Here is a 22,467-nt window from a genome sequence, read left to right on the forward strand (position 1 = left end):
ATAAAAGAATGAATCTTAATGAAGAAATAATCAATTGCAGAAAATGCCCAAGGCTTGTGGAATACAGGACGACGCGGGAGATACCAAGAAGGTATTCTGGAGAAATTTACTGGAGCAGGCCCGTTACAGGTTATGGGGACATTCACGGTAAACTGCTCGTTATTGGTCTTGCACCGGCATTTAACGGTGGTAATAGAACAGGCAGGATCTTTACAGGTGATAAAAGCTCCGATTTTTTGATATCGGCACTTTACGAGGCAGGTTTTACAAATATCCCAACATCAACATCCAGGGATGATGGACTAACATACAATGATATGTATATAACACTTGCATTAAAATGTGCGCCACCGGATAACATACCATTAAAGGATGAGCTTATAAATTGCCAGCCGTTTCTTATAAGAGAAATACAAATGATGGATAAGCTTAGGGCTGTTCTGGTTCTTGGTAAAATAGCCTTTGATTCCTATTTAAGGATACTATCAGAAAAGGGAATAAACATTAAAAATGTTAAATTTGGAAATGAACTTTATTATGATATCAATGGAATCAGACTTTACTGCTCATACCATCCAAGCCCAAGAAATGTTAATACCGGGTCATTAAAAAGGGAGAACTTTATAAAATTTTTAAGGGAAATAAAAAAATACATAAATTCCTGATCATTCCTTTTTATGGTAAAACCATTTATTATTTTCTAAATGAAAATATGCACCATTTCTTAAATAAATTCTGTCTATTTTTTCCTCACTTTCTATAACATCATGATAGCATATTCTGCTTCTTCTTACCACCTTTCTGATGCAATCATTCCTTCCACCACATTTATTCAATGCCTTTCTAAGGTTTATTATATTATCCTTTTCGTTTTTTAATTTCTGCTTTTCCTTGGTTATATACCCGGGCTCAAAGCGCTCCCTTGATGAATGCTTTCTTTTTCTTACATAAACTGCCCTTCTGGGTATAAAAACGCCCTTTCTTGGAGTTACAGCCATTGCATATATTAGTTAAATATTATATTTAAAAATTTTTAATCAATGTCCTTTTAAATTATAATTCCGGAGAATATGAATTATTTATGAATTTCAATGTTTAATGATATTATAATCAATAATGTTAAACATTGGAGTGTCTAACGGCTATTTAAACTTTAAATATAAGAACATCCAGCATTGAAGCTGAACATTTAAATCTTTAATGGCATATTAATGTATGCATACTCTTATACTGAATACCACAAAAAATTTTGGAAAATTAGGATAAATAATGGAAATAATAGGTCGTATATATTATGGCCTTTTTTGATGTTAAAAAAATTAATAAATATTTATCATCAGTATTTATTAATAACTTAATATTTAATTATATAATACAGTCTTATGGTAAATTCAATAATAGGAATGGAAAAAAATGGTAAAATATACATTCCCAAAGAAATAAGAGAAAACTATGGAACAAAATTTTTTATAGTTCCATACAGGGACAAAATTATACTTTATGATATTCCTGAAAATCCAATAGAGGACCTCATAAGGCTTGGAGAAAGGTTAAGGGATATACCGATCAAAAAATTAAAAAATGATATAAATGAGGAGGCTTATAATGACATACGCTGATACCGACTTTTTTCTGGCAATTTTAAAAATTCTGATTGGTTAAAGGAAAATGCAGTTAAGATTATGAAAAACCATAAAATTGAAACCTCAGAGGTAACATATATTGAATTAATGCTGCTGGCCAAAAAATATGATCTGGATTTTATTGAAATTAAAAAAGACGTTATGGCCATCTGCCATGAAAATAACAGTATGTATATTTTGGCCGCAGAGTATATAAAAAGTGGGGTTAATTTTTCCGATGCATTCCATGCAGCGCATTGCAATGGAGAAATAATTAGTTCTGACCACGTATATGACAAAATGGATATTAAAAGAATAAATTTAGAGGATTAATATTATCAACAATATGGTTTAAAACAATAAAATAATATTCCCATTGAAGAAGGTAGCCATAACCATCGGTATTGAATCATTTCCCATAATTGAATGTTACAAATAAAAAAATATGTATAATTAAAAAAACATATAATACATAATTACGTCTTTGATAACGCACATTTTTTAACAATAATTTGTACAAATAAAAGATGTAGTTATCAAAACTGGTAAACCCATATCATGTTAATGCATTATTGTATCAAGCTTTATAGAATACCAGAACCAAATATCAACATATATGCAATAAAATAATCAATTTTAAAATTTTTTGAGAATCCATAGGTGATGTGATTCCTGAAACAAGATCAAATTAATTATTTTTAGAACAAACATTATGTATACAGTATTTATGAAGAAATTGTAACCTAGAATTATTGATAGTAGATTGAAAATGAACATAATAACTGGCATTGAGATAATGAAGGATATTCATATATTTATTCACCCAGATGTTAAATACAAATAACATTTTCCATGCCTGTTTGGATAATTAATTAAGAAAAATATGCAATGTAAAAAATGTACGATGAGATGCAATTATTGAAGTTTAAACAGTGGTATAACATCTAGGCAACTCCAAGTATAAGGGGTGCAAAAGGCCAGGAGAATAATTAAAATTGCCAGTTATTAAAAGTTGAGACACCAATATCAAAAATTCTTTTAAATAATCAATGTTGAAGATATACAAATATTTATTTGATATAAATTCGTATAGAAAAAGTATTAAAATAATGAAAATATGTTAATAACATGTACAAAATTGCTGAATATATGTTTGAGGGTATGGAAACCCGGGATGGTGCAGGCGTTAAATTAAGGCGCATATTCGGGTCACAGCAAACAGTAAAATTAACCGATCCATTCCTGCTTCTTGATGCATTTGGTTCAAAAAATCCTGATGATTACCTTGCTGGTTTTCCATGGCACCCACACCGTGGAATAGAAACCGTTACCTATGCACTTAAGGGTAAGGTATATCACCGGGACAGTGAGGACAACTCCGGAACAATATATCCTGGTGATGTTCAGTGGATGACAGCCGGGAGCGGCATCTTCCATGAGGAAATGCCAAAATATATGGAGGATAATGCGGGAAAGATTCTGGATACAGAGCTTGCAGGATTTCAGCTTTGGATAAACCTGCCGGCATCACAGAAGATGTCAACTCCTGTATACAGATCCCTAAAATCAAATGAAATCCCTGAAATTTCAGGAGACGGCATACGTGTTAGGGTTATTGCCGGCAAATACATGAAAGTTCAGGGTATTTATTCTGGTGGAACTCAAGACATATCATATTTCCATATATCCATGGATCCTGAGGCACAGATAAAATACATATCGGCTGAGAATTACCGCGTTATTATATATATTATAAGCGGCAGCATTAAAATTTCTGGAAATACATTCATGGCAGGCAATGCAGTATCATTTTCACTTTCAGGTGATGAGATAGATGTTTATGCGGATGTTTCATCTGAAATTTTATTAATGTCTGGCAGGCCATTAAATGAACCTGTTTACTGGTATGGCCCGATTGTCATGAACACACGTGAACAGATTGAGGAGGCCATAAACGATATAAATAATAATAAGTTTGTAAGGGAAAAACATCCAGTAATAGACTAATTAAATCAATTTCATAAATAACTTTTTGACAAAAATTTTATAAATAAATAATTTATTATGATAAGTAATTTTGGGATTTAAAAATCCCGCTGCAGTGACCCGACTGCGTGAAGTGGAATAATTATGGAATCAAATGGTGAGAAAATAAAAACATATGTACTAATAAGTGTTTTTATAGGCACACTGATGTCCGCAGTAGATACCACAATAGTCCTGCTTGCACTGCCAACAATGACGGTTGATTTGAAGGCACCGTTTCTTTCAACGATATGGGTCATATTAATTTATCTTCTGGTGCTTGCAGCATTTACAACACAGCTTGGTAAAATTGGCGATATTTATGGCAGGGGAAGAATATACAACATTGGATTTCTCATATTTATACTAGGCTCTGGTATGGCCGGTGCGGCACCCAATGTCACATTTTTAATTTCATCAAGGGTAATACAGGGTTTTGGCGCCGTTCTTCTTCAGGCAAACAGCAATGCAATTATTGCCGATTACTTTACAAAGGGTACCCGCGGCAGGGCTTTCGGAATAACAAGCATGGGCTGGAATATAGGCGGAGTTCTGGGGATTGTCCTTGGCGGGGTCATAACAACGTTTATAGGCTGGAGATATATATTTTATATTAATGTTCCAATTGGCATAATTGGATGGTTAATTGCCGCAAAATACATAAAAGACAATAAAAAAATAAGCACAAAAATAGATGTGCCCGGTGTTATTATACTTGTTTCTATTCTATCTCTAATATCATATGGTTCTGTTGAGATCGCATCCGTTGGTGTAAACACAGTTAATATTATACTGGTTTTGGCAGGCATATTACTTATAGCACCATTCATAGCGGTAGAGGCAAGGTCCAAAAATCCATTGATGCAGCTAAAAGTATTTAGGATAAAAAAACTTTCATATTCATTAATGGCCGCAACCTTTCAGGCCATAGGATTTTTGGCCGTTCTTTTTATATTAATAATGTATCTTCAGGGTGTCAGGGGCTTCTCACCATTTTATGCATCGCTTATACTGGTTCCCGGATATTTATTATCAAGCGTTCTGGCACCAAGAATGGGAAGGCTATCCGACAGAATTCCCCCGGGTATTCTTTCAGGCACAGGCATTGCCATGATGGCCGTGGGTATAATAATATACCTGTTCCTTGGTGTATCCTCACCAATTTATATAGTTATAGCAGGTTCCCTTGTTACTGGCTTTGGGGGATCAATGTTCTGGCCATCAAATACAAGTGCGGTTATGTCAAACACACCAAGGGAATTTTATGGTTCAATTTCTGGTCTTTTAAGAACACTATCAAACATTGGCACATTGTTAAGCTATGTTATTGCAATAACTGTTGCAGCCGCCACAGTACCAAGAGATGTTACCTTTGAGGTTTTTCTGGGCATTGGCAGGCTCAACGGTGGGCTATCTGCAAAGTTTATTACCGGTCTCCACTCAGCATTAATTGTCTCCTTCATTATACTGGTACTTGGATGCATTTTCTCATATATAACCGTGTTACATGGCAGTAATAAAACTGTTGAAGAAACAGCATAAAATATTACATTGAAATAACATCTTTTTTAAATACCTGCATAAATATTTGTTTAAAAAATCATTAACATAAATCATGTTTTTCATGCGAAACTAAATGATCCTTAAGCGGTATAAGGTGTCGTTTCCATAATAATAGCATTCAGAATATCCCAAACCGGTACCTCCGGGCAGGTTTTCAGTTTTAATTTCTATGTTTAGGATTTTATTCAAATTTTTTGACTCCTTCTGCCGGAATAAAAATACATGGCTTGAATTCTTAAAAATTGAATGTGATCTGATATTCATAAAAAAATCATCTATATTCTGTGTTATATTTATAATGGATGTCCCATAATGCCTGGAATTTCGTATAAAATTGTCTATGGTTTCAGCCGTTTCTGGATTGCCAAGAAGCAGGTGGCTTTCATCTATTACAACAAGCTTATGTCCATTATATGACCTTGCCATATTATTTATCTGTGCAAGTATAAAAATAAAATTAAGCATTTTTAAATCCTCCCTATCAAGGGAGTACCTAAATATTATTCTTTTATTATTTGCATTCACAGGAATTTTAATGTAATTGTTAATGTAATAATTTAATGATGATGAATGGTTACTTCCTGAATAATATTTATTAATGTCGGTTAAGATTTTTTTAATATCATTTCCGGGTTTTATATTATTTAGTGTATTTAATATATCAAGATATTTTACATCCCTTAATATTGTGCTTATAAACAGTGCAAGTATGGATTTTTCCTCATAGTTATCAACACTGAAATTTAAGTATTCACCGCTGGATGAGTTAATAATAAGGCCATCATCATACTCATTTAGGGGGTCTATGATAAATGCCATTTCATAGTATTCATGGAGGGATTTAAGAATTTTTTTGGTGAAGAAGGTCTTGCCAGAACCTGTTTCTCCAGTTATTATCATATTATATGACTGGTAATTAAACGGGTTAAAGTAAAATTTTTTATTATTTATGGAATTTATTGCAATTGCAGGGCATGATTTCTCATATTCAGAAAATGAGAGGGGCACCATACTGGAAAAACATTTTGACCCTATCAAATATTTATATCCATTTACATATAATTTTCTGAGGTTATAATTCCTGTATTTTAAATGATCTGAAATCTTGAATTCCAGCCCCATTGATTTTAGATGCTTAACGGTATTATCGGTGTTATTTTTCAGGTCAACCGGGTGTTCCGATTCTATTATTAAGGTCATATACATATCAAAAATTTTTTTAGAATCCTGCATATTTTTAATTGAATTTATCTGGTCCTTAATATTTACAGTCCTTGTGGATTTATTTCTGAATTCTGAAATTCTCTCTGCAAGCATCCTTTTTAATCTTACATCCTTATTTTTTATCGATTTTAGATTCAATACCGCTATGCAGGGGAAACTAAAACTATCAATAAGGAGGTTATATAGAAAATCCTGATCATAATTCGCATCACGTAGATCAAGAAGTGAGGCAAAATAATCATTGGTTTTTAAGAACGATTTAAAAAACCTTTCAGTTGTCAAAAATAAAATCCTGCTAATTTCTTCATGGTTATAAACCTGATTTTTAATTATTAATTTATTCTTTAATATAAACTCAGAATCATTTTTAATAATATCAATAATCCCTGATGAAATTATTAAAAAGGTTTTATAAAAATATGACCCATCTGCATATTTAACAGGCTTGGATATTATTGTTAATTCGGAATCAATATTCTCTATAAGTCCCTGAAATGATCCCATTATCCTGTTTTTATTTAAATTCATATAATAATTTCCGGTGTTTAATTCAAATGCTGAAATAAATTCTTTATCATTTAAAAAAATCCCATCATCATTTGTTTGATTAATACTGCTGGTTTTATAATTGATACTCTCTCTAAACGAATTATAAAATACCCAAATGTCTGTTTTATGGCCAAGAAAAATATACAGGTATATTATCAGAAAAATAAAAGGTATGTATATATTTATTTTAATTAAAACCGCGAATAAAGTAATTCCTATTATAATTACTAAAAAATTTTTGATAGAGATTCCAAAAACATACGGGGTATAATTATATGTATTTACAGGTATTTTAATTAACATCACCCTTACTTAATTTAACAGTATTTATATGCAAGGTAAGGCATGCTTAAACAATATTTAAGTCTTGAGTGGTATAATTAACCTAAAACCTGTTTAAGCCTTAAGAGTTTAATTCCCTGCCTAATTATTTATTAAATTGCGGATTATATAATATATGAGTTTATCAGGATTTTTTTAATAAATATTTTTAATATATGTGGCATAAAGATTTTAATGAGAATGTGGATGGTTAATCCAAAATATATGTGCAGCAGCCATCTGCTGGGAGAGCATAATGAAATACATATGGCCGTTGGATATTTAAGGGAAGGAAATCATTTGGGAAGGTACGCATCTGAAAAGCTCATACAGGTTAATACAATGTTATCAAGGCATAATCAACTTGTGGAGGAGATGCTATCACGCGGGTATAAACATAATAGCCCCCTAATTTTTGACCCCACGGAGATTGCAGGCCATTTATTTGAATGGGAACTGTCAGTGGTAATTGACCCAAAATATTCACTAAATATTCTAATGGGGCGCTGCAGTGGCTGCCGTGAGAGGTATCTGCAAAACATTGGTAGAATGGATCTTAGGGAAAAATGGGAGTATGCCATTCATAAGCAGCCAAATATTAATAACTCATCTGAAAAACCCAAAAGATATCAGGTGGAAAATGCCATGCAGCTTTTGGATGATATTCTTTAGGCAGTCCTTAAACAAAACATTAATTGTAAAAATTAACAATTAAATATTGCTGGTATGCCGGGATCGGGGATTGAACCCGAGGCCTTCGGATATCTCAGCATATGCTTATGAGTCCGACGCTCTGCCAACTGAGCCATCCCGGCATCTTTTTTTTAATTCTCCACTTCCTGCTCAACAGGTGTTTCATTTAAAACGGTCTGTTCAGATTTGCCCTCAACCTCTGAGCGGCGTATTTCTATTTTTTTAATTGGATATATATCCTTTAATGCATCACTTATATCATTGTATATATCATCGCCGATTAAGTAGAGTGCAAGCTCGGAAAGTTTCATATTTGCAGCCCTGTCACTAATGTATGATACAACTGTGGCCCTAACCTCGGCCCTTTTTGTTCCGGTTAACTTATTATCTGCAACAAGAACTATCTTTACAACGATTTTATACAAATCCTTTGTTGTTACTGCTGTTATAATATCTATTCTTTCCCTTCTTCTCCTTACCATCCTCCTTATTGCATCGTCGCTTACTTTGTGTCCTATGAATACTGTTGAGCATTTTTTACCAATACAGTTATCTATCTTGAAAAGCACCATGGATGATGATTTCTTAAAATTTCCAGTAAATTCTGATACAGGAACGGCCACAGTTCTATTTATTATATATCTTGGATCAGAACCGGGCGTTAATGCAATTTCCTTCTCACCAAAATATGAAGGTGCAACTACCGTATACCATGATTTTTCCTTCCATTTATCCTTTGTGTTAACCTTTCTTTTATCAACCATTTAATCCCCCGTTCACATTCACATTTGAATTTGATTATCCTATAGTGAAATACCTTATTGTTTATAAATTTATAATGTTTTCGTAAAAAGAAATGTAATTAATTATTTGTTTGAAAATATTGGTCTAAACAAAGAGGTGTTCATAAGGCATTAAGAAATCTAAATTACTGGGGAATTTCGGTTATGAAGCATACCCATAAAAAAGAAATATTTAAATATTTTAGCATAATACTAATTTATGGATATAACAAAAAAGGAAAGGGATTGTATTGTAGTTATTCACGATAATAGCAAACCTTTACCCTTAAGGCTTTCTGATGTGGCAGGTCTGATGAATATAAAACCACCCACAGCACATGAATTAATTAACAGGTTATTATCCAAAAACATAATTAAAAAGGAAAGGGGAATGATAACACTTACAGACTATGGGAATGAGATTTATAGTGAGATAATGATGGCCCATAGAACCCTTGAAATAATTTTAACAAGAAGCGGTGTTAACAGTGATAAGGCCTGCACACAGGTTGAAAAGGTAGATTATCTAATGGACACATCATCAATAGAAAAACTGCTTCAGACAATAGGGAATCCTGATAAATGCCCCCATGGAAAGCCGGTCCATGCAGTTTAAGATTTAAATATTTTTTTTATTCTGTCTGTAATAAGCAATGACCCTATTGAAAGGGGCTTTTTTCTTTTAACGTCTATAAATGACATGGATGCATATCTTATATCAATGCCAAAACTCTCCTCCTCATTAAGGTCAAGGTAATAACATATGGCGCATCTTATGGGAAATGCATGGCTGACTATTATGTACCTTCCATCATAGGAATTAATAAGGTCTATCATCCTTTCCATTTGGGACTGGAAGGACTCCATCCCAAGCTCCTCCCTTTTTTTATTTGGTATCTCTATTATCCTTTTTCCATCATAAACACCAAAATCCGATTCTATTGCCCTGTTATCAACAGTAATATCAAGGTTAACATAGGATGCCAGTATTTTTGATGTCTGAACCGCCCTCAGAACCGGACTTGATATTATACCTGTAAATTTCAAATTTTTAAGCTGCTCACCGGTGAATCGCGCCATTTCCTCCCCGGTCTCAGTTAACCCATATTTATTAAGGTCCCTTGAGAGTATGCCGGTTCTATTCGTATAGCTTTCGCCGTGCCTGATTAAAACAGCATAATCCATCCATGGAATATATATAATTAGTTTATAGTTTTTATTAAATTTTTTAAATATATGAAAATTTAATAATTATGATTTTTAAAAGCAAAAATTTTTGCATTCTTTTAAAATCCTGTTAAATTCATATTAATTATATAAAATGGTTAGCAGAATTTAAAACAATATATTTGTATATATAATTTTGATAAGCACGCATGAACCATTTAAAAAATGAAAAGAGCCCATATTTACTTGAACATGCCAATAATCCTGTTGACTGGTATCCATGGTCTGATGAGGCATTTAACCTTGCAAAGAGCCTTGATAAACCTGTTTTCCTGAGCATAGGTTATTCCACATGCCACTGGTGCCATGTAATGGATATGGAAAGTTTTAGTGATAATGATGTTGCGGCAAAAATGAACTCAACATTTGTATGCATAAAGGTTGACAGGGAGGAACGGCCTGACATAGATTCTTTATACATGACAATGAGCCAGATTCTTACAGGCCAGGGAGGATGGCCGTTAAATATGATACTTACCCCTGATAAAAAACCAATATTCGCATTTACATATATACCAAAAACATCCAGAAATAACATGCCGGGCCTTATTGAGATATGCGATAGTGTAATGGAACTCTGGCAGCACAGAAGGTCTGAACTTTTAAAAAATGCTGATTCCGTAATAGGGGCAATTGAAAATTATGAAAACAGTGAAAATAAAAGCAATGATTATGATATAAAATCCCTAATTGAAAATGCATATAAATCACTTTCAAAAAATTTTGATTCCGAGTCAGGCGGCTTTGGGTCAAGCCCAAAGTTTCCATCATTCCAGAATCTAATATTTTTAATGCAGTACTATAAAAAATATCATAATGAAAATGCTTTAAATATGGTTGAAAAAACATTAAGAAATATGCGCCTTGGAGGTATTTACGATCAAATAGGTGGTGGCTTTCACAGGTACTCAACAGACTCAATATGGAGAATACCGCATTTCGAAAAGATGGCATATGACCAGGCCCTTGCAATTTCAGCATACAGCTTTGCCTACTCTTTAACAAAAAGGGATCTTTATAAAAACACCGTTGATGAAATTTTTAATTTTGTTAAATCTGATATGTTTAATGGTGCATTTCTTACCGCAATTGATGCGGATTCAGAGAATGAGGAGGGTAAATATTATCTATGGGATTACACAGAACTAAAAAATCTGGTTGATGAGGATTTTATGAAAACAGTTGATGTTTTACCGCAGGGTAATTTTTATGACGCCTATTCAAGACCAACAGGAAAAAATATCATTTACATTCCACAGAATTTGAATGACGATGAAATTTTTAATAAAAAGTTTAGAGAAAATATATTAAGGCTCCACCAGGCCAGGGATAAAAGGATAAAACCAAATACCGATGACAAGATATTATCCGATATAAATGGCATGATGATAGAGGCACTTTCAAAGGCATATATTGTTTTTAAAAAACCTGAATATCTGGATCTTGCTGAAAATGCTGCAGATTTCATCATCTCAAAAATGTATAAAGATGGTGTGCTTATGCACAGATACCGTCAGGGGGAATCTGAAATCCCGGGATTTCTTGATGATTACGCGTTCTTTGCCTCGGGCCTGCTATACCTCTATGAGGCAACATTTAATGATATTTACCTTAATTATGCAGATGATCTCATAAAAACAATGATAGGTAAATACCATGATAAATCATCAGGAGGTTTTTACTCATACCTGACAGATCTGCCGGTCAGGTTAAGGGAAAGCAATGATAATGCAATTCCATCAGGCTTTTCAGCAGCATTAAATGATATTATCATTGAATCATATATTCATGATGAATACAATGAAATTATTGATAACAGCATAAGGTCTGTTGCATCCAGTATTAAAAGGAATCCTGTATTTTTTACAGGTTCATTAAATGCATTGTTTAAAAGAATAAATATGTATAAGATAGAAACAACCAATGAATCTGCAATAAATTCTATACTAAAATACTATCCATGGAACTACTTTATTTTAAAAAAAGGTGATAATAAAATAAATGTATGCGATGAAAACAAATGCTATAATATAGATGAATCAATGATACCAAAATTGATTAATGCTTAAATACACCTATGCAATAATAAAATGATGAAATGCATAATATGCGGAAAGAACGAGGCATATAAACATGGTATGTGTTCATCCTGCCTTGCCGATCAGATCCGCCTTCAGTCCAGTAAAATGGAGATTACAGTATGCCCAAAATGCGGGGCACTTAAAATAAATAAAAAATGGTATTATAATGATACTGAAAATGTATTGAAAAGACAGGCCCTTGGCCATATTAATATCGATAATGGCAATGTTGAATCCATAAATAATCTGGAGTTAAGTGATGATAGAATCATAATAAATATAGATGTAAATAGCAAAACACTTGGCATGGTAAATAAAACAGCTGAAATAGATCTTAAAATTTTAAAGGAAAGCTGTCCTGTATGCAACAAGGTTACCGGGTCTTATTATGAGGGTATAATACAGCTAAGAACGTTCAGCACAGAATTTGACAGCAGGCTCAATGATGCCAAAGACCTAATTGTGTCGTATGTAAGGGATTTAAACAGGGATAACCCAAATTCCTTTATAAGCAGGATAGAAAATAAAAGGGAGGGCATAGACATATATCTGGGCAGAAAGGAGGACGCAATAAAAATAGATAAGCTTTTAAATAGCATGTATTTTACATCAATGAAGCAAACAAAATCACTTGCCGGGAGAAAGGATGGCAAAGACATATTCAGATACACACATTTAATAAGAATACTTGATGTTACAAAGGGATCAATATTATTTGATAAAAAATATTATATGGTTACATCCATATCAGCAAACAGCATTGGTATTATGGATTTGGACACCCAGACCACAGAAAATATTACACAGAAGGAATTTTACAGAAGGAATTTTAATATTATAAGAAAGGAGCCATTAATTGATAAATTCATAGTAATATCCACTGATGGTGGAGAATCACAGATAATGAATTCTGAAACATATAAAATTATAACTGTAAGACAGGTATTTGACTCAAAGGAGGTCTCGCTTTACAAATACCGGGATAGGTACTACAGCATGTAAGCATTTGAAGAAATTTAATAAATCATAACCGCGCGCTTAAAATTTTATGGCTTATTTAAACCAATTTAGAATTACGGTGAATCACCGGATAATACCACCAAAGTTTTAATAATATATTTGCCTTTTTAATTTATGGCAACAATTGAGGGCCTTCAAAAAATTGCAAGGGAATTTGTTGAAAAAAGGGACTGGCAAAAATTTCAGACATTAAAGGATTTATCAATGAACTCTGCCATAGAATCCTCTGAACTCATGGAGATATTTCTATGGCACGATCTAAATTTTGAGGCTGATATTAAAAACGGGCGTAATCCTGATATAATGAAAAAGATACAGAATGAAATATCTGATATATTTTTCACATGCCTTGCAATGGCAAACGAGCTGAACTTCAATCTTGAGGATGCATTCTTAAATAAAATGTCTGAACTGGATCAGAGGTATGATGTGGAAAAGGTCAGGGGAAAAATAGTAAAAATACCATCACCGGACCATAAGGAAAAGTAACAGCAGCTATTTTAAAAATTTCATTAATTTAATTTTGTGTGTAAATTGATTTATATATCCTGTAAAACTTCCCCTCCTTTTTAAGCAGGGCCTGCGGATTTCCATATTCCACTATGCTGCCATTATCAAGATAATAAACAGCATCCGTATGAAGTATTGTTTTAATATGATGTGCTATTATAATCATTGTCTTATCCGCCATTAAATTCAATAATGCATCCTGAATTCTTTTTTCATTGATTGAATCAAGTTCAGATGTGGCCTCATCCATTATTATAATATCAGGGTTTTTAATAACGGCCCTTAAAATTGACACCGCCTGCCTCTGCCCCTCAGAAAGCCTGTTTCCATGCATGCCAATATCATCATGCAAATTTAAACCTGAAAATACCTCTGAGAGGCCAAGATCATTAATTTTATTTTTTATTTCCTCCTCTGTAATATTTTCATTTGAAAATTTAATATTGTCCAGAATGGTGCCATCAAACAGAAAGGGATCCTGAAGTATCACACCAAAATGTTTTCTGTAATTATATGTATTAATTCTTGAGATATCAATATTGTCCATTAAAATTGATCCTGAATCGGGATGATAGAATTTTAGTATTAAATTTGTAATGGTGGTTTTTCCAGCACCCGTTCTGCCCACAAGTGCTATTTTTTCACCCTTTTTTATCTCCATTGATATATTTTTTAAAACCCTTGTTTTATTGTATGAAAAATCCACATTAATAAGTTTTATTGACTCTTTTAAGCTGATATCATCCACATCATAATGATTTTCCTCTGCAGGCTCATCAATTATTCTATAGATACGTTCCACCGCAATTGATGATGACTGGTATGAGTTATAAAACTGGGAAAGCTGGACAATGGGCGTGAAAAATCCCTGAACATATATGACAAAGGATACAACAAGGCCTATGCTGATGGTACCGGATAATATCTGCATGCCACCCATATAAAGCACAAGGATAATTCCGGCCGCCTCAATAATCTCCATCATGCTGGAAAAAATTGATGTTAATTTAACTGCATTAACATTTGCATTAAAATTATTCCTGTTGAGCGATTCAAACTGCCTTTCAAATACATCCTCTGCACCATTTGATTTAACAGCATTTATACCATTTATTGATTCTGAAACACCACCTGTTAATGCTGCTATTTTTCTTCTAACCTCATGATAATTATATCTTATTTTTCCGCTCATAATTGCAATTACCGCCAGAAGGAACGGAATAACAATAATCGCATAGGCAGTTAACACAGGGTCAAGGTAAACCATAATTATTATGGATGCAATTATGCCAATTACACCTGCAGCAACCTGTGGAAGTTGAAATGTTAAAAATTCGCTTAATGTCTCAGCATCGTTTGTAATCCTGCTAATGATCTGGCCTGACTGTTTCTGGCCATAATATGATAGCGGCACATACTGTAAGTTTTTAAACATGCTCTGGCGCAGGCTTTTTATAACCTGCTGGGCCGTAATCATTGAATAAAACGTTCTCTTTTTTGATGCAATATAATTAATAAAGTATACCAAAATATAAATTATTGAGAATAAAACCACAAGCCTGAATCTAAGATCCAGTATATAATCAACAGAAAGGCCTATAAACAGTGGGCCAAGCATTGAAACTGCAGATGTTGCTATTATTGAGATTATAATAATTAATGAATTCTTCCGGTAACCCAGCATCTGCCTTATTAATCTTATAAGGTATTTATTAAACATTAATCATACCTCCTGGCTTTCATAAAATTGAGCCATTATGGGGCTGTTCTTTTCAATATAATCCCTTGGGCCATGATCAATTACTGCACCATCCTTCATTATTATTACAAAATCTGCAAGACTTAATGCGGAAATTTTGTTGCTTATTATAATTGCAGTCTTGTCAATAATATAGTTTTTGAGCGACTCAATAATCTCATGTTCCGTGTAAACATCCAGATTTGCGGTGGAATCATCAAAAATAATAATTTTTGGATTTTTTATAACCACCCTTGCAATGGCTATTCTTTCCTTCTGGCCCCCTGAAAGGTTAATGCCCCTTTCACCAATGAGTGCGCCATATTTGTCTGGAAGTGATTCTATAAAATCATCAATGCCTGCAATTCTGGCAGCATTTTTAATCTCATCATCTGTATATTCCATGCCAAGCGTTATATTAAATTTAATTGTGCCGGAGAATAATGTTATGTCCTGTGAAATTATTCCTATGGTATTCCTTAGAATCTTATCGTTTATTTCCCTTAATTCATTTCCACCGAGATAAACATGGCCATCATAATTCTTATAAAGACCGGATATTATGTTTGCAAGTGTTGTTTTACCGGATCCAGTAAAGCCCATTATCATTATCTTTGACCCCTCAGGCATATCCATGTTAATATTTTTCAGCAGGGTCCTGCCATTGATATTATAACTCAAATTAACTATTTTTATATCATATGAATTTATGTTTTTTATAGAATATAAATCTTTCTCCGGAGTATAATCCATTGAATTAATCCTTTCAAGGCTGGCCCTGCCATTTTCATAGAATGATATGTACCTTCCATAAAATCTAACCGGTCTGAGCACTATGGCAAAAACATTGACTGCTGCTATTATTGAACCAATGCTAAGATTATAATAAACAGACCGGTAGCCACCATATATTATTATGAAACCTGTTGCCATGCTTATTAGAAAGAGTGATAATGGCACATAAAAGGACCTTATTGCCGCAATATTTTTATAGTCCCCATAGTAGTCATCTGTTATTGAATTAAATTTATTTATTTCACTGTCCTCAGCATTAAAGGATCTGACAACCCTGTTACCGGCAATATTCTGGTTCAACCTATCATTCATATATCCATATTTTGACCTTAAACCCCTCCAGTACGGCCTCTGTGATCTCTGTAATTTAACAGTTAACAGGATCACAGGAATGATTACAGCAAAGAATATTAATGTAAAACCATAATAAAGCCTTGTCAAATCTATGGCTGCAACAATTATTAGGAATGTTACACTGAAGAAGTTTGACAGTGTCATATTTATTAATCGGCGTAATGTTTCCATATCCATTGTGAATTTTGATAATGTATCGCCGGGGTGATTCTGCATAAAATATTCATAATTTCTGTCCATTACCTTTTCAAACTGTTCCCTTCTTAAATTATATATAAATCTCTGGCTTACCTTATTTGAATAATAATCAATAATAAATATAAAAAATGATACAAGTGCCGATACAAATAATATTAGGATGGAGAAATGATAGATTCCCATAAAATTTTTTTCCTTCATTGAATTTACCGCATCACCGATATAAAGCGGTATTAACACACTAAAGTATGCAAACAGAATGGATGCTGCAACAACCGCTGTAATGAGATGCCACAGCCCCCTGACATTCCTAAATATTATGGAGTAATCATTTAACCTATAACGCATTATAAATCTATATGCCCGATTTGTATTTTTATTTATCTTTTACCGGTATTAAGTGAATAAAAAATTAAAGTTTCATACCGATAATATTATATATTCTCATTAGTTTATTGTATTTGGGATAATATGAGTGGTGAAAGATATTATTACTATTTAAAACTCATTAATTCACCAGCAGATAATTCCATAGATTATTTCATGGATATATCCCAGCAGCTTGAAAATGATGCAGGCCTGGATGAAAATGAGATAATAAGCCTTGAAAATATAATCAACGATGCAATGGCAAGGTATAACAGGGTGCCCGTAAGGGTGGTTAATTCTGTAACAGGCATGGAGGAGGAGCCACCAAAAACTACAGTTGATGACTTCGGGGGCAATGCCATTTATTTAGGCATCGAGAAAAAGTATGGCATAGAATGGAAGGTTTATGAGCCAAAGTATGATTACAGCCTGCTCTTTAAAAAATGGTATTACAATGAAAATATTTCAAAAAAATTAAACACAATACTCAGGCCTGCCATACCGGGAAGGCTGAGCAATTATTTTGACATACCGCCATGGATGTTCGGTACAAGCTCGTTAAAGGGTATAAAATACGTTGGCCTTAAGGATATAATAGACGCAGCTGTATCCATGGAGGTTATCCCAAATAAATATCACCTTGTTTCTAGGGGTATACCAAAAGAATTTATAGACCATCTAAAGGAGGGTGATATGTGGATTTGAATTTTCTTATTTTTCTGTCATTCAATGTATGACAGAATTAATTATTTCATTTTAAATAAAATACATAAAAAATTGAAAACGTTTAATTAATAGCTAATAATTATAGAATATATGTTAGAGGATAAATTTATTGATGTGGATGGTGCAAGCATACATTATATTGAAAGCGGATCTGGAAAGCCCTTTTTAATGTTTCATGGGGCAAGATTTAACTGCAGGACATACGAGGAAACCGGCACAATAGATGCCGTTGCAAATTCTGGTTTTCACGCAATATCTGTGGATTTCCCGGGTTTCGGCAAATCTGCAAATCTTAGCATATCATTATCAGAATTTATTAACAAATTTATGACAGCACTAAAAATTAAGAGTGCAATAATTCTTGGTGCATCCATGGGTGGTGAGGCTGTTGTTGGCTTTGCAGTAAATTATCCTGATATGGTTGATGGCCTTGTACTCAGCGGTGCTGTTGGTGTTTCACAGTATGAGGAAAAATTAAATAATATCTCAGGCAAGCCAATGCTGTTAATGTGGGGCAAAAACGATGCCGTTTCACCACAGAATAATTATGAGCTGCTGTTAAAATACAATAAAAAGGCAGAGTTTTATAATGTTGGAAGGCAGCACGCATGCTATCTTGACGACTCTAAAGAGTTTAACCAGCATATAACAGATTTTTTAAAAAAATTGTAATTTTTATTATTATCATTAAAATAAAATGCGAAAAATTATATACTCCAGATATCATTAACACATATGTCCAGTCTTAAAAAGGAATACGAGGAATTAACACAAACTTTAAAGGGGCTGCAATCAGAGCTTGGGGATAAGGATAATGAGATCAGCCAGCTGAAGGAAAAGATAACACAGCTTGAAAATGAAAATTCAAAGCTTAATGATACAATTATGGAAAAGGATTCTGAGATAGAAAAATACGCAAAATCACAGGCAGATTTAAAGGACCAGATATCTGCGCTTTCCGATTTAAAGGATAAATTTACAGAGGAAATTGAGAGTTTTAACGCACAGACACAGCATTATAAGGATGAAATTAATGATTTGAATAACAGGCTTTCAGAATCCGGAAACCAGATACAGGATTTAAAATCGGAGTTGCATGATCGGGATATTAAAATCGCATCATTAAACAGTGATATAAATTCAATACAAAAAAAATTTAATGATTTAATGGAGGAAAACAAAAAATTAAATTCAATTTTAAAGGATTTGCAGGATAAAAATGATGATCTTTCATACCAGATAAAGACACTGCAGCTGGAGGATAAAAACAACAAGGATATTATAGATAGCTATGAAAAGGAGCATGAACTTTTTAAAGGCCTTCTTGAAAAATACAGATATATATTAAATAACAATATATCAATGCTGACAACAGAAAAATCACGTACATATTCAAGAACAAAAAAGGCAAAGGAGGCAGATAAAAAATCACAGTAATTTAAAAAAATTTTATTGCATTAAAATAATGTTATTATTTTATAATAGAAAACATAATATAATATATTTAAATAATTAAGCGTGCAGTATGAATTTAGGGGCGGAAAAATTTATCAGGACGGTAACGAGGTCTATTCAGTAAATACAGTTCAGGGCAGCCTCGGTCCAAGAGCTGTGGAAATTACCGGTCAGCAGACAATATCAATACAGAGAACCGGCGGTGTATATAAGATAATGCAAAATGATATGGACATGGGTTCAATTTCACGCGGGCTCAGGATGAATTACAATGGTAGAAATTATTCAATAACTGCATTCAGCTCCGACGGAATGAACCGCGTTTCAAATCTGCTTTCAGATGGCACAAAGGTTGGAACAATTACCATTTCAGGTGACAGTTTAATTGGTGTATGCGATTTTATGAATGATGAGGTTCCATTAATAATTTATTTATCATTACTGTCACCGTATATTAACCGTCTTGGCCCACAGCCCGGAAACATGCAAAATAACCGTGCAAACATGTACAGAATGTCACGTGGCTATTTAATTGCATCAAACCTTGTATTTGTGCTTGCAATAATTTTTATTTTTGCAGGTTCATTTATACTTCCCAAATCAATTGTTGATTCACATTATTTCCTTTACATAGATTATGGTGTTATCGTTATTGCCATAGCCCTTTCATACGTTATAAGGTTTATTGGAAGAAAAAAATACAGGGAGCAGATGGCGCAGAAAAATGATGATATGAATAATAATTTATAATCATTTATAATTTAGATACCAGTTATGGATTTCTATGAAGAAATTACAAATGAATTAAAAAGCGGAAGAATAAGAAATAAGATGGAATTGCAGAAAGAAAAGGTTAAACTATCAAAAAAATTTAATCTTGATGTTGTTCCAAGCGATGTTGAAATTTTAAATTATGGGGATAATAAAAACGAATTCAGGGAGCTTTTAAAAAAGAAACCAACAAGAACAATTTCAGGGGTTGCCGTGGTAGCAGCAATGACATCCCCGGAGGCATGCCCGCACGGCAAATGTTTATTCTGCCCCGGTGGTGTTGATAATAATTCACCGCAGTCATACACAGGATTTGAACCATCTGCATTAAGGGGTAGAAATAATTATTATGATTCATACAATATAACATTTAACAGGTTAAAGCAGCTTGAAAATATTGGGCATGATACAAGCAAGGTTGACCTCATAGTAATGGGTGGCACATTTACCGCGAGAACCGAGGAATACCAGAAAAACTTTGTCAAGGGTTGCCTTGATGGCATGAATAAAAAAATATCAAATACACTTGAGGAATCCATTTTAGAAAATGAAACAGCATCAAGGAGATGCATAGGATTAACAATAGAAACAAAACCGGACTGGTTTTATGAAAAGGAAATAGACCTTGCACTGTCATATGGTACAACAAAGGTTGAGCTTGGGGTTCAGATTTTAAATGATAAGATTTTAAGGGATAACTTAAGGGGGCATGGTATAGCAGAAATCATAAGATCAACCCAGCTTGCAAGGGATGCCGGTCTTAAGGTTTTATACCATCTTATGCCGGGCATGTACGGGGCGGATTATAAGGATGATATAAAAAGTTTTGACCTGATGATGTCATCACCGGATTACATGCCTGACATGCTTAAGATATATCCTACGCTTGTGGTTAAAAATACATCAGTATACAGACTCTGGAGGGAGGGAAAATATACACCATATGATACAGAAAGGGCTGTGCAGGTAATATCATACTTTATGAAAAACATGCCACCATGGGTAAGGGTCATGAGAATGCAGAGGGATATACCGGTGCATTTTATAGAGGCCGGCGTTAAGAGAAGCGACCTTCACAATCTTGTAAATGAAAACCTTAAAAGCCTTGGAATAAGGACAATGGAGATAAGAAGCAGGGAGGTAGGAATAACAGGAGAAAAATTTGATAGCGATTACAAACTTATCAGAAGGAATTATATCGCAGCCGGCGGGGATGAAATATTTTTATCATTTGAAAACTCCAGAAATGAGATTATTGGATATTTAAGGCTCAGGATCCCCTCTGAAATGGCACATAGAAAGGAGGTTCTGGGATCGTCCATCATAAGAGAAATAAAGGTTCTTGGTGATGTGGTGCCAATAGGTTCTGAAATAGAAACAAACTGGCAGCATCATGGTTTTGGCCAGAGGCTAATCAGGGAGGCCGAGAGAATAACACTTGAGGAATATGACAAAAAACGCATACTTGTAATAAGCGGAATTGGTGTCAGAAACTACTTCAGGAAGCTTGGTTATGAAAGGCTTGGCCCTTACATGGCAAAATCCCTGAATCACAACTAAAAATACATGCATTTAATATCCAGAATAAAACTAAAAAATGATTATTTATCAGGCATCATTATAATTCAGGATACATTCTCTTTTTATGGTTATTCCCAGTTTTTCCATTGTTTAAGATAATTTCCAGACTTTTCCATTAATATTTTTATATCCTCATCCGGTATTGTTGTGTATTTTCCATACATAATAGCATAGGACATAATTCTTGCAGTTTTTTCTAAAACCTCTGAGGCGGCCATTGCCCTTTCCATATCCTGGCCAACTGAAACCGCACCATGGTTTGCCATTATTGCCGCATTATTACTGCCAAGTGCATTGACAACGTTCTGTGCAAGCTCCTCTGTTCCGGTTAATGCATACCTTGCTATTTTTACCGATTTCCCGAGTATCATTGCAACGTCCTCAGTAATTGCCGGGATTTCCATGTTTATTACTGAAAATATGCTTGAGTATACGGCATGTGTATGTATTATAAAATTAACATCCGGCCTTTTCTTATATATTTCATAATGCATGAGCCTTTCACTTGATGGTTCAAGTGTACCCTCTATTTTTTTCCCATTTATGTCTGTTACAACTATATCTTCAGGCCTTAATTTTGAATAATTTGATCCACTAGGGGTAATGCATATATAATTACCAGAACGCATGCTTATATTCCCCCAGGATCCAACGGTAAAGCCGCTGGCATACATTCTTTTGCATGCATTTACAACATTTTCCTTGCATGATTCTAGCATTATTTGTGATTATTACAATATATAAAAATGTGATTAAATATAAATATATGGATGATATTAAACAATACTCATGCTGGTATCGTATATAATAGTTGGTGTACTTCTTTTATTGGTTGCAGTATACCTTATAATCTCAATATTAGA

The 22,467-nt window shown here is 33.6% G+C and carries 22 protein-coding genes and 1 tRNA gene; 15 read left to right on the forward strand and 8 right to left on the reverse strand.

Going from position 1 to position 22,467, the window contains the following annotated elements; all coding sequences use genetic code 11:
- Window positions 1–8: 8 nt before the first annotated feature.
- Window positions 9–665 (forward strand): uracil-DNA glycosylase, encoded by a 657-nt coding sequence (locus QXW15_RS01965; RefSeq protein WP_048101425.1) that lies wholly within the window; start codon window positions 9–11, stop codon window positions 663–665.
- Here the strand turns inward: QXW15_RS01965 and QXW15_RS01970 are convergent, their stop codons facing one another.
- Window positions 666–998, reverse strand: coding sequence for a hypothetical protein (locus QXW15_RS01970; protein WP_048101424.1), 333 nt, complete (start codon window positions 996–998; stop codon window positions 666–668).
- Between the two features lie 384 nt (window positions 999–1,382).
- Here QXW15_RS01970 and QXW15_RS01975 point away from each other — a divergent pair, with 384 nt between their 5' ends.
- The 4 genes from QXW15_RS01975 to QXW15_RS01990 all read left to right on the forward strand — a co-directional run bounded on the left by QXW15_RS01975 (window position 1,383) and on the right by QXW15_RS01990 (window position 5,189).
- On the forward strand, window positions 1,383–1,619 hold the full coding sequence (locus QXW15_RS01975; RefSeq protein ID WP_054964140.1) for a hypothetical protein: 237 nt from the start codon (window positions 1,383–1,385) through the stop codon (window positions 1,617–1,619).
- A gap of 63 nt (window positions 1,620–1,682) precedes the next feature.
- Window positions 1,683–1,955, forward strand: a complete 273-nt coding sequence (locus QXW15_RS01980) for a hypothetical protein (RefSeq protein WP_201779076.1) — start codon at window positions 1,683–1,685, stop codon at window positions 1,953–1,955.
- 795 nt (window positions 1,956–2,750) lie between these two features.
- Entirely contained in the window at window positions 2,751–3,629 is an 879-nt protein-coding gene (locus QXW15_RS01985; protein ID WP_054964141.1) for a pirin family protein, read from the forward strand.
- A gap of 123 nt (window positions 3,630–3,752) precedes the next feature.
- Window positions 3,753–5,189, forward strand: coding sequence for an MFS transporter (locus QXW15_RS01990; RefSeq protein WP_054964142.1), 1,437 nt, complete (start codon window positions 3,753–3,755; stop codon window positions 5,187–5,189).
- Window positions 5,190–5,279: 90 nt separating this feature from the next.
- Here the strand turns inward: QXW15_RS01990 and QXW15_RS01995 are convergent, their stop codons facing one another.
- On the reverse strand, window positions 5,280–7,286 hold the full coding sequence (locus QXW15_RS01995) for an ATPase/DNA packaging protein (RefSeq protein ID WP_342789890.1): 2,007 nt from the start codon (window positions 7,284–7,286) through the stop codon (window positions 5,280–5,282).
- A 213-nt stretch (window positions 7,287–7,499) separates the two neighbouring features.
- Here QXW15_RS01995 and QXW15_RS02000 point away from each other — a divergent pair, with 213 nt between their 5' ends.
- Window positions 7,500–7,976, forward strand: coding sequence for a pyrimidine dimer DNA glycosylase/endonuclease V (locus QXW15_RS02000; protein ID WP_055040777.1), 477 nt, complete (start codon window positions 7,500–7,502; stop codon window positions 7,974–7,976).
- 55 nt (window positions 7,977–8,031) lie between these two features.
- On the opposite strand, the gene QXW15_RS02005 is transcribed toward QXW15_RS02000, so the two are convergent.
- Together QXW15_RS02005 and QXW15_RS02010 are read right to left on the reverse strand one after the other, a co-directional pair.
- A tRNA-Met gene (locus QXW15_RS02005) sits at window positions 8,032–8,119 on the reverse strand.
- A gap of 9 nt (window positions 8,120–8,128) precedes the next feature.
- Window positions 8,129–8,761 carry a 30S ribosomal protein S3ae gene (locus tag QXW15_RS02010; protein WP_048101419.1) on the reverse strand — a complete coding sequence of 211 codons (633 nt, stop codon included), beginning with the start codon at window positions 8,759–8,761 and terminating at the stop codon, window positions 8,129–8,131.
- Between the two features lie 238 nt (window positions 8,762–8,999).
- Here QXW15_RS02010 and QXW15_RS02015 point away from each other — a divergent pair, with 238 nt between their 5' ends.
- Window positions 9,000–9,395: a metal-dependent transcriptional regulator gene (locus QXW15_RS02015; protein WP_048101418.1), complete on the forward strand. Its 396-nt coding sequence runs from the start codon at window positions 9,000–9,002 to the stop codon at window positions 9,393–9,395.
- Here the strand turns inward: QXW15_RS02015 and QXW15_RS02020 are convergent.
- Window positions 9,392–9,964 carry a 2,3-diphosphoglycerate-dependent phosphoglycerate mutase gene (locus tag QXW15_RS02020; RefSeq protein WP_048101417.1) on the reverse strand — a complete coding sequence of 191 codons (573 nt, stop codon included), beginning with the start codon at window positions 9,962–9,964 and terminating at the stop codon, window positions 9,392–9,394. The genes QXW15_RS02015 and QXW15_RS02020 overlap by 4 nt on opposite strands.
- 191 nt (window positions 9,965–10,155) lie before the next feature.
- Here QXW15_RS02020 and QXW15_RS02025 point away from each other — a divergent pair, with 191 nt between their 5' ends.
- The 3 genes from QXW15_RS02025 (at window position 10,156) to QXW15_RS02035 (ending at window position 13,596) form a co-directional block, all read left to right on the forward strand.
- Window positions 10,156–12,075: a thioredoxin domain-containing protein gene (locus tag QXW15_RS02025; protein ID WP_082180444.1), complete on the forward strand. Its 1,920-nt coding sequence runs from the start codon at window positions 10,156–10,158 to the stop codon at window positions 12,073–12,075.
- A gap of 24 nt (window positions 12,076–12,099) precedes the next feature.
- Window positions 12,100–13,089: a 60S ribosomal export protein NMD3 gene (locus QXW15_RS02030; RefSeq protein ID WP_048101416.1), complete on the forward strand. Its 990-nt coding sequence runs from the start codon at window positions 12,100–12,102 to the stop codon at window positions 13,087–13,089.
- A gap of 132 nt (window positions 13,090–13,221) precedes the next feature.
- A complete protein-coding gene (locus QXW15_RS02035; protein ID WP_048101415.1) occupies window positions 13,222–13,596 on the forward strand; it encodes a MazG-like family protein in 375 nt (124 codons plus the stop codon).
- Window positions 13,597–13,624: 28 nt separating this feature from the next.
- On the opposite strand, the gene QXW15_RS02040 is transcribed toward QXW15_RS02035, so the two are convergent.
- Together QXW15_RS02040 and QXW15_RS02045 are read right to left on the reverse strand one after the other, a co-directional pair.
- Window positions 13,625–15,337, reverse strand: coding sequence for an ABC transporter ATP-binding protein (locus tag QXW15_RS02040; RefSeq protein ID WP_054964067.1), 1,713 nt, complete (start codon window positions 15,335–15,337; stop codon window positions 13,625–13,627).
- A 3-nt stretch (window positions 15,338–15,340) separates the two neighbouring features.
- Window positions 15,341–17,050, reverse strand: coding sequence for an ABC transporter ATP-binding protein (locus QXW15_RS02045; protein ID WP_342789891.1), 1,710 nt, complete (start codon window positions 17,048–17,050; stop codon window positions 15,341–15,343).
- A 123-nt stretch (window positions 17,051–17,173) separates the two neighbouring features.
- Between QXW15_RS02045 and QXW15_RS02050 the strand changes: the two genes are divergently transcribed.
- From QXW15_RS02050 to QXW15_RS02070, 5 genes are all read left to right on the forward strand, one after another.
- Window positions 17,174–17,776 carry a hypothetical protein gene (locus QXW15_RS02050; protein WP_048101411.1) on the forward strand — a complete coding sequence of 201 codons (603 nt, stop codon included), beginning with the start codon at window positions 17,174–17,176 and terminating at the stop codon, window positions 17,774–17,776.
- Between the two features lie 111 nt (window positions 17,777–17,887).
- Complete coding sequence (locus QXW15_RS02055; protein ID WP_048101410.1) at window positions 17,888–18,469, forward strand: alpha/beta fold hydrolase; 582 nt, start codon at window positions 17,888–17,890, stop codon at window positions 18,467–18,469.
- A gap of 63 nt (window positions 18,470–18,532) precedes the next feature.
- The gene (locus QXW15_RS02060; protein ID WP_054964065.1) at window positions 18,533–19,234 is read left to right on the forward strand and encodes a hypothetical protein; all 702 of its coding nucleotides are present in this window, start codon (window positions 18,533–18,535) and stop codon (window positions 19,232–19,234) included.
- A gap of 81 nt (window positions 19,235–19,315) precedes the next feature.
- Complete coding sequence (locus tag QXW15_RS02065) at window positions 19,316–20,002, forward strand: hypothetical protein (protein ID WP_054964064.1); 687 nt, start codon at window positions 19,316–19,318, stop codon at window positions 20,000–20,002.
- 24 nt (window positions 20,003–20,026) lie between these two features.
- Window positions 20,027–21,583 carry a tRNA uridine(34) 5-carboxymethylaminomethyl modification radical SAM/GNAT enzyme Elp3 gene (locus tag QXW15_RS02070; protein WP_054964063.1) on the forward strand — a complete coding sequence of 519 codons (1,557 nt, stop codon included), beginning with the start codon at window positions 20,027–20,029 and terminating at the stop codon, window positions 21,581–21,583.
- Window positions 21,584–21,672: 89 nt separating this feature from the next.
- Here QXW15_RS02070 and QXW15_RS02075 read toward each other — a convergent pair whose 3' ends face one another.
- The gene (locus tag QXW15_RS02075; RefSeq protein ID WP_048101406.1) at window positions 21,673–22,323 is read right to left on the reverse strand and encodes a class II aldolase/adducin family protein; all 651 of its coding nucleotides are present in this window, start codon (window positions 22,321–22,323) and stop codon (window positions 21,673–21,675) included.
- Window positions 22,324–22,467: the final 144 nt, after the last annotated feature.

It is taken from the genome of Acidiplasma sp., assembly GCF_038728925.1.
In the GTDB taxonomy this organism is placed as follows: Archaea; Thermoplasmatota; Thermoplasmata; order Thermoplasmatales; family Thermoplasmataceae; genus Acidiplasma; species Acidiplasma aeolicum.